At 72.2% G+C, this 15,060-nt stretch carries 12 protein-coding genes; 10 read left to right on the plus strand and 2 right to left on the minus strand.

Going from position 1 to position 15,060, the window contains the following annotated elements:
- Positions 1-2,337 (plus strand): DUF222 domain-containing protein (locus GIS00_RS28585; RefSeq protein ID WP_154771302.1); only part of this gene is annotated, 2,337 nt, incomplete at its 5' end.
- A 104-nt stretch (positions 2,338-2,441) separates the two neighbouring features.
- Positions 2,442-3,452 carry a zinc-binding metallopeptidase family protein gene (locus GIS00_RS25525; RefSeq protein ID WP_407666930.1) on the plus strand — a complete coding sequence of 337 codons (1,011 nt, stop codon included), beginning with the start codon at positions 2,442-2,444 and terminating at the stop codon, positions 3,450-3,452.
- A 32-nt stretch (positions 3,453-3,484) separates the two neighbouring features.
- Here the strand turns inward: GIS00_RS25525 and GIS00_RS25530 are convergent, their stop codons facing one another.
- Complete coding sequence (locus GIS00_RS25530) at positions 3,485-4,318, minus strand: PhzF family phenazine biosynthesis protein (protein WP_322098438.1); 834 nt, start codon at positions 4,316-4,318, stop codon at positions 3,485-3,487.
- A 196-nt stretch (positions 4,319-4,514) separates the two neighbouring features.
- On the opposite strand from GIS00_RS25530, the gene GIS00_RS25535 reads away from it, so the two are divergent.
- Together GIS00_RS25535 and GIS00_RS29205 are read left to right on the plus strand one after the other, a co-directional pair.
- Positions 4,515-5,819, plus strand: coding sequence for a replication-associated recombination protein A (locus GIS00_RS25535; protein ID WP_154771356.1), 1,305 nt, complete (start codon positions 4,515-4,517; stop codon positions 5,817-5,819).
- Positions 5,816-6,793 carry a quinone oxidoreductase family protein gene (locus GIS00_RS29205; protein ID WP_322098440.1) on the plus strand — a complete coding sequence of 326 codons (978 nt, stop codon included), beginning with the start codon at positions 5,816-5,818 and terminating at the stop codon, positions 6,791-6,793. The genes GIS00_RS25535 and GIS00_RS29205 overlap by 4 nt, the downstream gene beginning before the upstream one ends.
- A gap of 20 nt (positions 6,794-6,813) precedes the next feature.
- Here the strand turns inward: GIS00_RS29205 and GIS00_RS25545 are convergent, their stop codons facing one another.
- On the minus strand, positions 6,814-8,511 hold the full coding sequence (locus GIS00_RS25545; protein ID WP_322098441.1) for a glycoside hydrolase family 13 protein: 1,698 nt from the start codon (positions 8,509-8,511) through the stop codon (positions 6,814-6,816).
- Positions 8,512-8,643: 132 nt separating this feature from the next.
- Between GIS00_RS25545 and GIS00_RS25550 the strand changes: the two genes are divergently transcribed.
- The 6 genes from GIS00_RS25550 to GIS00_RS25575 all read left to right on the plus strand — a co-directional run bounded on the left by GIS00_RS25550 (position 8,644) and on the right by GIS00_RS25575 (position 15,032).
- Entirely contained in the window at positions 8,644-8,991 is a 348-nt protein-coding gene (locus tag GIS00_RS25550; protein ID WP_154771303.1) for a hypothetical protein, read from the plus strand.
- Positions 8,992-9,084: 93 nt separating this feature from the next.
- Positions 9,085-11,769, plus strand: a complete 2,685-nt coding sequence (gene alaS / locus GIS00_RS25555) for an alanine--tRNA ligase (protein WP_154771304.1) — start codon at positions 9,085-9,087, stop codon at positions 11,767-11,769.
- Positions 11,766-12,206, plus strand: a complete 441-nt coding sequence (gene ruvX / locus GIS00_RS25560; RefSeq protein WP_322098442.1) for a Holliday junction resolvase RuvX — start codon at positions 11,766-11,768, stop codon at positions 12,204-12,206. Before alaS ends, ruvX begins: the two co-directional genes overlap by 4 nt.
- A complete protein-coding gene (gene mltG, locus GIS00_RS25565; protein ID WP_154771305.1) occupies positions 12,203-13,543 on the plus strand; it encodes an endolytic transglycosylase MltG in 1,341 nt (446 codons plus the stop codon). The genes ruvX and mltG overlap by 4 nt, the downstream gene beginning before the upstream one ends.
- On the plus strand, positions 13,540-14,391 hold the full coding sequence (locus GIS00_RS25570; protein WP_154771306.1) for a shikimate dehydrogenase: 852 nt from the start codon (positions 13,540-13,542) through the stop codon (positions 14,389-14,391). Before mltG ends, GIS00_RS25570 begins: the two co-directional genes overlap by 4 nt.
- Positions 14,391-15,032 carry a maleylpyruvate isomerase N-terminal domain-containing protein gene (locus tag GIS00_RS25575; protein ID WP_154771307.1) on the plus strand — a complete coding sequence of 214 codons (642 nt, stop codon included), beginning with the start codon at positions 14,391-14,393 and terminating at the stop codon, positions 15,030-15,032. Before GIS00_RS25570 ends, GIS00_RS25575 begins: the two co-directional genes overlap by 1 nt.
- The last annotated feature ends 28 nt before the right edge of the window (positions 15,033-15,060 follow it).

The following is a 15,060-nucleotide window of genomic DNA, read 5'->3' on the forward strand; positions in this document are numbered from 1 at the left end:
GACAAAGCCTGGGAACTGCCACCCGAACTCCGCCACCTGTTCGAACAACACATGCTGCACACCGCCCCCGGCCGCTGCCTGGCCAACCTCAAAGCCCTCGCCGAACGACTCGTCACCGCCATGGACCCCGACCGCGCCGTCAACGACGAACACGAAGCCTTCGCCAAACGCACCGTCACCGTCCAACCGCTGCGCCGCAGCATGGCCCGCCTCACCGGCGACCTCGCCGCCGAAGACGCCGCCATGATCATGACCGTCCTGGACCTGCTCGCCGACGCCACCAAAGGCATGGACGAACGCGGCACCGACGCCCGCCGCGCCGACGCCCTCACCGACCTCTTCGCCCGCCTCGCCGCCGGACACACCATCACCCTCACCGACCTCTATCACTTCCCCGAACTCGCACCCCACACCCGCCACCACACCACCCACAACAGCAGTAGCGACAGCAGCGGCAGCAGCGGCAGCGAGACCGGCAGCGGCGAGAACAACATCACCGCGCACGATGTCACCGACCCGGCCGACATGGCCGACGCCGAAAGCGCCGACGGCAGCCCGGCCGACACCACCGACGATGCCACCGACAGAGCCGACACCGCTGGCGCCGACAGCACCGACGGCAGCCCGGCCGACACCACCGCCGAACACACCGACGACCAGCACACCGAGCCGCCGACCGGGCAACCCGAGACGGGCGGCTCCGCAGCCAACGCTTCGTCGATGAACCCCGCCGGCGAGACCGACACCAGGCCCGGGCCCGACGCCGCCACCGAGCCGGATACCGCAACCGAGCCGGATACCGCCACCGAGCCGGATACCGCCACCGAGTCAGATATCGCGACCGAGTCCGGCGCCGAGGGCGGTCAGGCTCCTTCCGACGACAAGTCGTGCGGCGGAGAATCGGCGCACGAAAGCACCGACTCGACCGGCGATGTCGACGACGACAGCGCGGCCCCCGCGGGCGACGAAGACCCCGCCCACACCACCGCCACCGAGCCGACCGCCCCCAAGACCGATACCGACGAGAACAGCGATAGCGGTCAGGACGACCGGGCCGACCACACCTGCGGCTCCAGCCTTCTCGACGTGGACGACACTGACGCTGAATCCGTCGATATCGCCGACGCCGACGACATCGCCGGCAGCGGAGCCATGCCCGACCCACCCGAACCGGACGACAACGGTGCCCACGCCGACGAACATGACCGACCGCGGTCCGCCGACGACAGCGATGAAACGGCCCGCGGCGGAGCCATGCCCGACGCAGCTGAAGGGGTTTTCGACGAAGTAGCCGAGGAGAACTACCACGGAAGTGGTGACGCCGGTCCGGCGTCACGAGGGTCCGCTACCGGCTCGGCTGCCGGCGTCGACTCCGGCGAACATGACCGATGCGGCACCGCAGACGGCAACAATGAGGAGGCTCCGGGCGGAGCCATGCCCGATCCCGGCTGGCCTCGATCCCCTGGCGACGGCTCCGACGACTCCGACGACTCCGGCGGCTGCACCGGTGGCCGAGCCACGCCCGACGCCACCGACAGCGACTGCAGCACCGAACCCGACGACTTGCAGGACCTGATCGACTACCTCAACAGCAGCGATCCCGCCGACCGGCCCGCAGTTGACGCCCGCGCAGGGTCAGCCGGGAACCCGGGTCCGAAGGACGCCGAGCCGGAGGACCCGGAGGAAGCACCCGCCCGGCGGGGGTTCCGGATCTCCCCGCACGACCCGGACGCCGACCACCACGACACCCAGGTCACCGACATCCACCCCGCCGCCAGACCCGTCCGCGCCGAACACGCCTTCCACACCACCGTCACCATGTCCCTGCACACCCTGCTCGCCCTGGCCCGCAACCCCGGCCTGCTCCACCGGCAAGGACCCATCACCGCCGAACTCGCCCAAGCCATGGCCGAAGCGACCACCACCGTCAGCCTGCTCATCCTCGACGAGCACACCGGCACACCCGTCGGCGCCTCCGACACCCACTACGTCCCCGGCAGCCGGCTCCGCCGCAAAATCGAACACCTCAACCCGCACTGCTCCTGGCCCTCCTGCCGCCGCCGCGCACAGACCTGCGACCTGGACCACGTCACCCCCTACGACCACGACAGCCCCACCCGCGGCGGACAAACCTGCCTGCACAACCTGCGACCCCTGTGCCGCCACCACCACCTGCTCAAAACCCACACCGACTGGACCTACCAAGAGCACGCCGACCGCACCGCAACGTTCACCTCACCCCTCGGACACCGCACCCACCGACCCCCACCCGCGGTCGTCCACCCCGCCGAACACGCCAACGAATGGAACATCGATGACGACCCCGCCCCGTTCTGACGGCACCGCCGTGATGTCCGGTGCGGGTAGTTTGAGTCGCCCGGCCACTGGTCACACTGTCCGTGGTCATTTCGACCGAACTGGGCATCAACGGAGGGTGGATCGTGCGGGACTTCCTGTGTCCGAACTGCGGCCAGCGGCTGGCGTTCGAGAACTCGGTATGTCTGAACTGCGGAAACAGCGTCGGCTTCGATCTGCCGACCCGCTCGTTCCGGCTGGTCGGGGCGGACGGGGCGACGACCGACAACGGGGACCCGGCGACCATGTGCGCGAACCTGGCGGTCGCCGCCTGCAATTGGGTCACCCCCTTCGGGTCCCCGGACGGCCTCTGCCGCTCCTGCGCACTGACCCGCACCCGGCCGTCGGACGACGACACGATCGCGTTGGGCGAGTTCGCCGCGGCGGAGGCCGCCAAGCGCCGGCTGGTGGTGGAACTCGACGAGCTGTCCCTGCCGATTGTCGGCCGGGACCAGAACCCGGAGACCGGCCTCTGCTTCGACCTGCTCTCCAGCGAGCACGAGCCGGTGGTCACCGGGCATGCCGACGGCGTGATCACGCTGGACCTCGCCGAGGGCGACGACGCCCACCGCGAGCAGCTGCGGGTCTCCATGGACGAGCCCTACCGCACCCTGCTCGGGCACTTCCGGCACGAGATCGGCCACTACTACTTCTCGGTGCTCGCCGAGCAGGGCGAGGCCCGGCAGCGGTTCGAGAGTCTCTTCGGCGACCCGGATCTCGACTACCAGGCGGCACTGGACCGGCACTACTCGCAGGGCGCGCCCGCCGGCTGGGAGGAGACCTACGTGTCCTCCTACGCCACCATGCACCCGGCCGAGGACTGGGCGGAGACCTTCGCGCACTACCTGCACATCCGCGACACCCTCGACACCGCAGCTGCTTTCGCAATGGCTCCGGCCGGCGCGACGCTGGACCGGCCGAACGCCGGCGCCGCCGGGTTCGACCGGATCATCGAGCTCTGGGTGCCGCTGACCTGGTCGCTCAACATGGTCAACCGGTCCATGGGGCACAAGGACCTCTACCCCTTCGTGCTGCCCCCGGCCGTCCTGGAGAAGATGCGGTTCGTCCACCTGCTGGTGGCCGGCGACACCGTCTGACCATCACCCGGGGCCGGATCAGAACCAGGGGCTCACTCCGCGATCGGTACCGCTGTGCCGGTCACCGAGATGCCGCCGGCCTCGGGGATGTCGACGACCAGCCGGCCCGGCCGGCCGATGTGCGCACCCTGCTGCACGACGATCCGGGCCGGCGGGGTCACGGCACCGATGGCGCGCAGGTAGCCGCCGAGCGCCGCTGCCGCCGAGCCGGTGGCCGGGTCCTCCCGGACACCGCCCGGCGGGAACGGGTTGCGCGCCACGAACTCGTCGTCCGAAAGTCGGTGCACCACCGCCACCGTCGCGCCCCAGCCGTGGTCGTACATCAGCGCGGCCAGCGCGTCCTGGTCCTGGTCCAACGACTCCAGCGCCTCCGCCGACACCGCCACCACCGGGTGCAGATTGCCCGAGAACGACTGCCGCACCGGCAGTTCCGGGTCGAGATCGGCCTCGGTCAGCCGCAGGCAGGCCAACAGCTCGGCGATCACGGCCGGCGCGATCTCCGACACCTGCGGTACCACGCTGACCAAGGTCGCCGTCATGCCCTGGTCGGTGAGCTGGGTCGCCACCTCGATCTCACCGGGATTGGCGTCCAGGACCAACGGCCCCGCCCCCTGCTGCTCGGCGAGGGCCACGGCGGTCGCGATCGTCGCGTGCCCGCAGAAGTCCACCTCGGCCAGCGGCGAGAAGTAGCGGATCCGTGCCCGCCCCGGTCCGCTCGGGAACAGGAACGCCGACTCCGAGTAACCCAGATCGGCCGCGATGCGCTGCATCTCGGCGTCGGTCGCACCCGTGGCGTCGAGGACGACACCTGCCGGGTTACCGCCGGACGGATCGGACGAGAACGCCGTGTAACGCAGGATCTCCACGGCCGCAGCGTAGCCGGGGCGGTCCGGCACTGTCGGTGGGACTCGGTAATCTCGCCAGGTGACCGACGGAGAACTGGGCCTGTTCGGCGACCCGACGCCCCGGCCCGCCGTACCGACGAGCGCAGCCGCCGGCGCGGCGGTGGAGTACCGCAACGGTCTCGATCCGGTCGACCCCCGCGCCCCGCTCGCCGTCCGGATGCGCCCGCGCACGCTGGACGAGGTGGTCGGCCAGCAGCAGCTGCTGAAGCCCGGCGCCCCGCTACGCCGCCTGGTCGAGGGCGGGGCGCCGTCGTCGATGCTGCTCTACGGCCCGCCCGGCACCGGCAAGACCACCCTCGCCACCCTGGTCGCCGGTGCGACCGGCCGCCGGTTCGCCCAGCTCTCCGCGCTGTCGGCCGGTGTCAAGGAGGTCCGCGCGGTCATCGCGGACGCCGCCGCGGCCCTGCGCCGCACCGGCGAGCAGACGGTGCTGTTCATCGACGAGGTGCACCGGTTCTCCAAGACGCAGCAGGACTCGCTGCTCGGCGCCGTGGAGAACCGCACCGTCATCCTCATCGCCGCCACCACCGAGAACCCGTTCTTCTCCGTCGTCTCGCCGCTGCTGTCCCGCTCCCTGGTCCTGCAGCTGCAGCCGCTCACCGACGAGGACGTCGCCGCCCTGATCGACCGGGCGGTTCTCGACGAACGCGGCCTCGCCGGCGCCGTCACCCTCACCGCCGAGGCCAGGACCCAGCTGCTCGCCCTCTCCGGTGGCGACGCCCGCCGCGCACTCACCGCGCTCGAGGCCGCGGCCGACTCGGTGAAGGGGACCGGGCAGGACGAGGTCGACCTGGCCGCCGTCGAACGTGCGGTGGACCGCGCCGCAGTGCGGTACGACCGCGATGGCGACCAGCACTACGACGTGATCAGCGCGTTCATCAAGTCGATCCGCGGCAGCGACGTCGACGCCGCCCTGCACTACCTGGCCCGGATGATCGAGGCGGGGGAGGACCCGCGGTTCATCGCCCGCCGGCTGATGGTGCACGCCTCGGAGGACATCGGGCTGGCCGACCCGACCGCCCTGCAGGCCGCCGTCGCCGCCGCTCAGGTGGTGCAGCTGGTCGGGCTGCCGGAAGCGCGGATCGGCCTGGCCCAGGCCACCATCCACCTGGCCAGCGCGCCGAAGTCCAACGCCGTGGTCTCCGCGATCGACGCCGCGATGGCCGACGTCCGCGCGGGCAAGGCGGGCAGCGTTCCGCGGCACCTGCGCGACGGCCACTACCCGGGCGCCGCGGCCCTCGGCAACGCCCAGACCTACGTCTACCCGCCGTCCACCCCGGACGGCATCGCCACCCAGCAGTACCCGCCGGACGAGCTGGTCGGCCGGGACTACTACGAACCCGTCGGTCGGGGCGCCGAGCGCGCCCTCGCCGAGCGGATGCCGAAGTTGCGGCGCGCTGTCCGCGGCACGCCCGCCGCCGATGACAAGCGGACCGAGACCAATCAGGAGGAGAAGAAGTGAGCACGCAGACCGACGCGATCACCGTCACCGGGTACGGCGGGCCCGAGGTCCTCACCGTCGAGAAGATCGACGTGTCGGCGCCGGGCGAGGGCCAGGTGCAGGTCCGGGTCGCCGCGGCCGGGATCAACTTCATCGACATCTACCGCCGGCAGGGTGTCTACCCCGAACCGCTGCCCAATGTCCCCGGTCGCGAGGGCGCCGGCACGGTAATGGCCATCGGACCCGGGGTGGACGGCGTCGCGGTGGGCGACCGGGTCGCCTGGTGCGACGTGCACGGTTCGTACGCGGGCCTGGTCAACGCCCCGGCCGCGGCACTGATCCCGGTCCCGGACGGCGTCGACGACCAGCAGGCCGCCGCCTTCCCGTTGCAGGGCCTCACCGCGCACTACCTGGCCACCGACTCGTACCCGGTCCGCCCCGGCGACACCGTGCTGGTGCACGCCGGCGCCGGTGGAGTGGGCCTGCTGCTCACCCGGATCGCCCGGATCCGCGGCGCCCGGGTGATCACCACCGTGTCCACCGACGCCAAGGCGGAGCTGTCTCGGGACGCCGGAGCGGACGAGATCATCGTCGGTTACCAGGATTTCGAGCACAAGGTGCGCGAGCTGACCGGCGGGGCCGGGGTGCAGGCGGTGTACGACGGCGTCGGCAAGGACACCTTCGACGCCTCGCTGGCCTCGCTCGCAGTCCGCGGCACGATGGTGCTGTTCGGCGGGTCCAGCGGCCAGGTCCCGCCGTTCGACCCACAGCGGCTGAACGGCCTCGGATCGCTCTACCTGACCCGCCCGACCCTGGCCCACTTCACCCGCACCCGGGCCGAACTGCTGGCCCGCTCCGCCGAGGTGCTCGGCTGGATCGCCGACGGCCGGCTCGAGGTGCGGATCGGCGGGACCTACCCGCTGGCCGACGCCGCCCGGGCGCAGGAGGACCTGGCCGGGCGGCGCAGCACGGGCAAACTGCTGCTGCTGCCCTGAGCGGGCAACAGCAGCAGATCTCAGACCCGCAGCCAGACCGTGGTGTCGACCGGCAGGGTCCCGGCTGCGTCCCCAGAGGGCAGCGCCTCCGAGGACAGCAGCAACTCACCGGCCGGCAGCGGGACCGGGGCGTCGGAGATGTTGGCCAGCACGGTGATCCCGGCCGTGGTGAACGCCAGCACCCCCGCCGGGGCATCGTCCAGCCAGGCCAGTCCGCCGGTCGCCAGACCCAGGGATGCGCGCAGCCGCAGCGCGTCCCGGTACATCTCCAGCGTCGAGCCCGGCACGCCGAACTGCCGGTCCCAGGCCAGGTCCGCGTACGACGCCGGCTGCGGGAGCCAGGTGGCCGCCGACGGCCCGAACCCGTTGCCCGGCGCGCCGCCGACCCACGGCAGCGGCACCCGGCAGCCGTCGCGACCGGCGATCTCGTAGTCCGAGCGCCACCAGGTCGGGTCCTGCCGCAGGTCGTCGTCCAGGTCCGTGTGCTCGGGCAGTCCGAGCTCCTCACCCTGGTACAGGTACGCCGAACCGGGCAGCGCCAGCATCAGCAGCGTCGCCGCCCGCGCCCGCTGCAGACCCAGCACCGCATCGGGCTGCGGATCGCCGGCGCGGATCCCGTTCGGGCGTGGGACATCCTGCGGCAGACCGAATCTCGAGGCGTGCCGGACCACGTCGTGGTTGGACAGCACCCAGGTGGTCGGCGCCCCGACCTCCGCGTTCGTGGAGATCGACCGGTCGATGACCAGCCGCAGCACCCGGGCGTCCCAGGGCGAGGCCAGGAAGTCGAAGTTGAACGCCTGGTCCATCTCGTCGCGCCGGACGTACCGGGCCAGCCGGTGCAGCGGTCGCACCCACGCCTCGGCGACCAGCATCCGGCTGGGGGAGTAGGTGTCCAACAGCGACCGCCACTCGCGGTACACCTCGTGCACCTCCTCGCGGTCCCACATCGGCAGGTCGGCCACCGCCGGCTCCTCGCCGTCCGGCAGGTCGGCGAAGGTGGACACCGGGCTGCTCAGGTCCAGGTCCGGCCGGCCCGGGGCCTTGATCAGCGAGTTCGCCACGTCGATCCGGAAACCGTCGACACCCTTGTCCAGCCAGAACGCCAGCACCGACAGGAACTCGTCGTGGATCGCCCGGTTGTCCCAGTTCCAGTCCGGCTGCCGGGTGTCGAACATGTGCAGGTACCACTGGCCAGGGCTGCCGTCGGCGTTCGTGGTGCGGGTCCAGGCCGGCCCGCCGAACACCGACAGCCAGTTGTTGGGCGGCTCCGCCCCGTCGACGCCCTTGCCGTCGGCGAAGATGTAGCGGTCGCGTTCCGCCGATCCCGGCGCCGCGGCCAGCGCCTCGCGGAACCAGCGGTGCTCGTCGGAGCTGTGGTTCGGCACCAGGTCGATGATCACCTTCAGGCCCAGTCCGTGCGCCCGCTCCAGCAGCACGTCGAAGTCGTCGATCGTGCCGAACAGCGGGTCGACGTCGCGGTAGTCCGCCACGTCGTAGCCGGCGTCGGCCTGCGGCGAGGTGTAGAACGGCGACAGCCAGACGGCGTCCACGCCGAGTTCCGCCAGGTCACCGAGGTGCGAGGTGATGCCGGGCAGGTCCCCGATGCCGTCGCCGGAGGCATCGGCGAAGGAGCGGGGATAGATCTGGTAGACGACGGCGGTGCGCCGCCAGTCCGGGGTGGTGGCGTCGGAGGGCTGCTCGGGGGTGTGGTCGGTCACCGGTCAATCCTCATCACCAGCACGCCGCACCGCCAAATCAACCCGATCGGTGGCCCACGCCCCGGCGGGTAGTCTGGGGCCGCACTGCCCGGGGACCGGGCGGATCAGGCCGGATGAGAAGGGTCAGCGACGGTGAAGCGGATCTACTACTTCGGTGCGGGTGTCGCCCTCGGCGTCGCCGCGACCCGGCGCACCCGGCGGGCCAAGGAAGCCGCCCGGGCCGCCCTGGCCGCGAAGCTGACCCCCTCGGCCATCGCCGCCGACGTCGCCGATGCCATCGCCGAACTGGGCAACGCCGTCGGCTCCTTCGCCTCCGACGTCCGGCAGGGCGCCGCCAACCGGCGCGCCGCCTACCGCCCGATGATCGACAACGCCACCGGCGCCGTCGCCATGCTCGCCCCGGACCAGATGGGCCCGCAGGCCGGCAGCACCGTCGCCAGTAGCACCGTCGACGCCGACCCGTCGCGCCGCTCCGCCTGAGTCGCAGACCCCGACACCCCGGCAAACCTCGGCGCCCCGAAGCAGCCTCACCCCACGTCCAGTCATGCCTGCAACAGAAATCGGACACCTCTGATGGAGACCCACGAGATCCGCCGCCGGTTCCTCGACCACTTCGAGAAGGCGGGGCACCTCGTGCGCCCGTCCGCCTCGCTGGTCTCGGACGACCCGACGGTGCTGTTCACCATCGCCGGCATGGCGCCGATGAAGCCGTTCTTCCTCGGCCAGGCCACCCCGCCGGCGCCGACGGTCACCAGCGTGCAGAAGTGCGTGCGCACCCTGGACATCGAGAACGTCGGCATCACCACCCGGCACAACACGTTCTTCCAGATGGCCGGCAACTTCTCCTTCGGCGACTACTTCAAGGAAGGCGCGATCACCCACGCCTGGTCGCTGGTCACCGGCTCCCAGGAGGACGGCGGCTACGGCTTCGACCCGGAGCGGATCTGGGTCACCGTCTACGAGAACGACGACGAGGCCATCGAGCTGTGGCAGCGGATCGCCGGCCTGCCCACCGAGCGCATCCAGCGCCGTGACGGCCTCGACAACTACTGGGACATGGGCGTTCCCGGTCCCGGTGGCCCCTGCTCGGAGATCTACTACGACCGCGGCCCGGAGTTCGGCAAGGACGGCGGCCCGGTCGTCGACGAGGACCGCTACCTGGAGATCTGGAACCTGGTCTTCATGCAGGACATCCGCGGCGACGAGAGCCCGAAGTACGGGCACCCGCCGATCGGGTCGCTGCCGAAGAAGAACATCGACACCGGGCTCGGCGTCGAGCGGGTCGCCTTCCTGCTGCAGGGCGTCGACAACGTCTACGAGACCGACCTGCTGCGGCCGATCATCACCACGGCCGAGCAGCTGACCGGCAAGAAGTACGGCGCGGGCGGCGAACAGGGCCACGCCGACGACGTCCGGTTCCGGGTCATCGCCGACCACATCCGGTCCGGCACGCTGCTGATCGCCGACGGCGTCACCCCCGGCAACGAGGGTCGCGGCTACGTGCTGCGCCGGCTGCTCCGCCGCACCGTGCGCGCCGCCCGGCTGCTGGGCTGCGAGGACCCGGTGCTGGGCGAGCTGACCGCGGTGGTCCGCGACCTGATGAGCCCGTCCTACCCGGAGGTGGCCACCGACTACCCGCGCATCGAGCGGGTCGCGGTCGCCGAGGAGCAGGCGTTCCTCAAGACCATCACCACCGGTTCCCGGCTCTTCGAGACCGCCGCGGAGCAGACGAAGGCCGGCGGCGGCACCGTGCTGACCGGCGCCACCGCGTTCCAGCTGCACGACACCCAGGGCTTCCCGATCGACCTCACCCTGGAGATGGCGGCGGAGGCCGGCCTGACCGTCGACACCGACGAGTTCCAGCGGTTGATGAAGGAGCAGAAGGACCGCGCCCGCGCCGACTCCAAGGCGCGCAAGGGCGGCCTGACCGACATGACCGAGTACCGGCGGCTGCTCGCCGACGGTCCCACCGAGTTCACCGGCTACACCGAGCTGGAGACCGAGGGCACCGTCAAGGGCCTGCTGGTCGACGGGAAGCGGATCCCCGCGGCCGCCGAGGGCGAGACCGTCGAGGTGGTGCTGGACCGCACCTCGCTGTACGCCGAGTCCGGCGGCCAGGACTCGGACGCCGGCACCATCACCGGCCACGGGTTCTCCGCCGACGTGCTCGACGTGCAGAAGGTGGACCGCAAGCTCTGGGTGCACCGGGTGCGGGTCACCGACGGCGAGATGACCGAGGGCGCGTCCGTGCTGTCCCGGGTCGACCCGGAGTGGCGGCTCGGCGCGCGGCAGGCGCACTCCGGTACCCACGTCGTGCACGCCGCGCTGCGCCAGGTGCTCGGGCCGGACGCGCTGCAGGCGGGCTCCTTCAACAAGCCGGGCTACCTCCGGCTCGACTTCTCCTGGTCGCAGGGCCTGTCCGCGGAGACCCGCAGCGAGATCGAGGAGGTCTCCAACCTCGCGGTCCGCGGCGACCTGCCGGTCCGGGTGGTCTACGGCAGCAAGCAGGAGGCCGACCAGCTCGGCGCGATCGCACTGTTCGGCGAGACCTACGACGACGTCGTCCGCATCGTCGAGATCGGCGGCCCCTGGTCGGTCGAGCTCTGCGGCGGCACCCACGTCGATCACTCCAGCCAGATCGGGCCGCTGGTGCTCACCGGCGAGTCGTCGGTCGGCTCCGGCGTCCGCCGGCTGGAGGCGGCCGTCGGTATCGAGGCGTTCCACAAGCTGGCCGCCGAGCGCACCCTGCTCTCGCAGATCGCCGCGTCGCTGAAGGTGCAGCCCGGCGAGCTGCCGGCCCGGATCGAGGCGATGGCCGAGCGACTGCGCAGCGCGGAGAAGGAACTGGAGAAGTTCCGGGCCGCGGCGGCCGGGGCGTCGGCGGCGGCGCTGGTCGACAAGGCGCAGCAGGTGGGCGGGATCACGGTGGTCGCCGCCACCAGCCCGGGCACCTCCGCCGGCGACCTGCGGACGCTGGCCACCGACGTCCGGGGCCGGCTGCAGGACCGGCCGGCGGTCGTCGCGCTGCTGGCCCCGGCCGAGGGCAGCGTGCCGTTCGTGGTCGCGCTCACCCCGGGCGCGGTGGCGTCCGGCCTGGCCGCGGGCACCCTGGTGAAATCTTTCCTGCCCGACATCGCCGGCCGCGGCGGCGGCCGACCGGACATGGCGCAGGGCGGCGGCACCGATCCGTCCGGTGCCGACCGGGCGTTGGCGGCGCTCGTCGAGGCCGTCCGGGCCGGAGGTGGATCGGCCTCGTGACCGCCCCCCGAGGGGTGCGTCTGGGGGTCGACGTCGGTACGGTGCGAGTCGGCGTCGCGATCAGCGACCCGCACGGCATTCTGGCCACACCGGTGAGCACGCTCGCCCGGGACGTGGCCGCGGGGTCGGATCTCGACCAGTTGGTCCGGCTGGTGTCCGACCATGACGTGGTGGAGGTGGTGGTGGGTCTGCCCAGGACGTTGCGCGGCACTGCCGGCCCCGCTGAGGCGGCCGCCCGGGCCTACGCCGACCAGCTGGCCGGCCGGATCGCACCGGTCCCGGTCGTCCTCGTGGACGAGCGGATGACCAGCGTGGTGGCCAACCGGTCGCTGGCCGAGAGCGGGGTCAAGGGCCGGGCCCGGCGCGCCGTGGTCGACCAGGCCGCCGCCGTCGGGATCCTGCAGACCCACCTCGACCGGCTGCGGAGCCGCGGGTGAACGACCACCTCGGGATCTTCGACGGGCCGGACCGGGACCGCGACCGTTCCGACGACACCGGCAACGTCGATGTCGCGGAGCTGCGCAAGGCCCTGACCCGGACCGCCGGCACCGAGACGCCCAAGGCGGCAGCCCCGTCCCCGGTGACCCGGCGGGAGGCGCAGCGGCAACGCCGCGAGGCGCAGGCCCGGCGGAACCGCAAGCGCCGCCGGCACAGTCTGCTGGCCCTGGTCATCCTGCTGGTGATCGCCGGCGGCATCACCGGCGGTTTCCTGATCTGGCGGCACAACGCCGACGTGGTCCCGGATTTCGCCGGCGCACCGGGTCCGCAGACGGTGATCCGGGTGCAGAGCGGGGACAGCCGGGACGACATCGCCGGCACGCTGGCCGCGGCCGGGGTGGTCGCCTCCGCCCAGGCGTTCCTGGACGCCACCGCGGGCGATGCCGACGTGGCCGCATTGCCGCCCGGCTACTTCCGGCTGCAGACCGCGCTGCCCGCGCACGAGGCGGCGAACCAGCTGGTCGCCGAACAGAACCGGGTCGGCCACATCCGGATCATCCCCGGTCGCCGGCTCGCCGACGTGTCCACGAAGTCCGGCGGCGGCGGCACGGTCACCGAGGGCTACCTGAGCCAGATCGCGGCGGCCGCCTGCGTGCCGCTGGACGGGAAGTCGGACTGCTGGCCGGTGCAGGACCTCTGGACGGTGGCCGAGACGGCCGACCCGGTCGAACTGGGCGTGCCGGACTGGGCGGTGAACGCCGTGCAGAACGCCCCCGAGCCGGACAAGCGGCTGGAGGGGCTGATCGTGCCCGGGGAGTACGACATCCCGGCCAACGCGTCCCCGCTGGACACCCTCAAGGCGGTGCTGACCGCGTCCTCGGCCACCTTCGCCGCGTCCGACATCGTGACCGACTCGCGCGCCGCCGGCCTGGACACCTATCAGACCCTCACCATCGCCTCCATCGTCGAGCGGGAGAGCAACACCGTCGACATGCCGAAGGTGGCGCGGGTGGTGGAGAACCGCATCCAGGACCGGATGAAGCTGCAGATGGACTCCACGGTCAACTACTTCCTTGACCGCGCGCAGATCTCCACCACCAAGGAGGAGCGCGCCACGAGCAACCCGTGGAACACCTACGCGGTGGCCGGGCTGCCGCCCACGCCGATCTCCTCGCCCGGCCCGGACGCTCTCGAGGCCACGGTCGCGCCCACCGAGGGACCCTGGCTGTTCTTCGTCAAGATCGACACCGCCGGCAACTCGTGCTTCTCGGTGACCAACGCCGAGCACGAGAAGTGCGTCGCGGAGGCCCAGCAGAACGGCGTCTTCGACGAATGAGCCAGGACAGCGGACGACGAGCAGCGGTGCTCGGTGATCCGGTCGAGCACTCGCTCTCGCCCGCCCTGCACCGGGCGGGATTCCGGGCGGCCGGGCTGACCGACTGGCGGTACGAACGCATCCGCTGCGACGCCGCCATGCTGCCGGCACTGGTCCGGGAGGCCGGGCCGGAGTGGGTCGGGTTCTCGGTGACGATGCCCGGCAAGGCCGCGGCTGCGGAGGTGGCCACCGAACGCAGCGCCCGGGTCGAGGTGCTCGGGGTGGCGAACACCCTGGTGCGCAACATCTCCGGCGGCTGGATGGCCGAGAACACCGACGTGGACGGGGTGCGCGGGGCGCTGCAGGCCGCCGGTGTCTCCGGCGTGTCCGGCGCGCTGGTGCTCGGCGGCGGTCACACCGCCCGCTCCGCCTGCGCCGCGCTCGCCGAGATGGGCGCCGCATCGGTGATTCTCGCCGGTCGACGGCCGGAGAGCACGGCCGGCTGTGCGGAGCTCGCCGCCGAACTCGGACTCGCGGTGCAGGAGATCCGCATGGTCCCGGAGGACGTGGCGGCGGTGGCCGGCGAGGTCGGCGTGGTGATCTCCACCGTGCCGGCCGGCGGCGCCGACCAGCTGGCGGCCGCACTGGCCCCGGTGCCGGTGCTGCTGGATGCCATCTACCACCCGTGGCCCACCCCGCTCGCCGAGGCCGGGGTGCCCGGCCGGATCACCGTGACAGGACTGGACATGTTGATGCACCAGGCATTCCGGCAGAACGAACTGTTCACCGGGCTCCCCGCACCCCGGGAGGCGATGCGGCAGGGTCTGCTCGCCGCCGCCGGGTCCGCTCTCCCGCTGCCGGTGGCGTGATGCCGCGCCCCGACACCGATCTCGAACTGGTCGCCGCCGGCACGGCGTTCTTCGACGCGGCCCTGGCCCGGGTCCGCGACGAGGACCTGGCCGGGCCCAGCCTGCTGCCCGGCTGGACCCGGGCGCACGTCGCCGCGCACATCGCCTACAACGCGGCCGGCCTGCGCCGCCTCGCCGACTGGGCGGCCACCGGCATCGAGCAGACCATGTACCCCTCGCAGGAGGGTCGCGACGCCGAGATCGAGGAGGGCGCCGCCCTTCCCGCCGCACAGCTGCGCGAGTTCGTGGCGGAGACCGGGGCCGCGCTGGCCGAGCGCTGGGCGCAGCTGCCGGAGGAGGCCTGGGACGCCACCGTCGGCGCCGCGCACCGCGGTGAGTTCTTCCCGGAGTCCTTCACCGTCTGGATGCGCTGTCGCGAGACCTGGCTGCACGCCATGGATCTGAACGCTGGGGACAGCTGGGACGACCTGCCCGCCGACCTGTCCGAGCGGCTGCACGCCGAGATCACCGGCGGCTGGGACAGCGTGCCGGAGGTGCAGGGCAGCATCGGTGCGAAGCTGGCCTGGGCGGCCGGGCGCAGCGACGAAGGTGTCCGCACACCGGCCGGGGACCGGCCCGCCCCGGCACCGCGCTGGCGCTGAGGTCCGGCCGGAGGCCTACCCTCGGCGC

The sequence above is a fragment of the Nakamurella alba genome (assembly GCF_009707545.1).
Taxonomy (GTDB): domain Bacteria; phylum Actinomycetota; class Actinomycetes; order Mycobacteriales; family Nakamurellaceae; genus Nakamurella; species Nakamurella alba.

What these genes read in the sequence shown, in the direction of transcription:
- GIS00_RS25535 (WP_154771356.1), top strand. Translation starts at nt 4,515, where the DNA reads ATGCGCCCGCGCACGCTGGACGAGGTGGTCGGCCAGCAGCAGCTGCTG.
- alaS (WP_154771304.1), top strand. Translation starts at nt 9,085, where the DNA reads ATGGAGACCCACGAGATCCGCCGCCGGTTCCTCGACCACTTCGAGAAG.
- GIS00_RS25570 (WP_154771306.1), top strand. Translation starts at nt 13,540, where the DNA reads ATGAGCCAGGACAGCGGACGACGAGCAGCGGTGCTCGGTGATCCGGTC.
- GIS00_RS25575 (WP_154771307.1), top strand. Translation starts at nt 14,391, where the DNA reads ATGCCGCGCCCCGACACCGATCTCGAACTGGTCGCCGCCGGCACGGCG.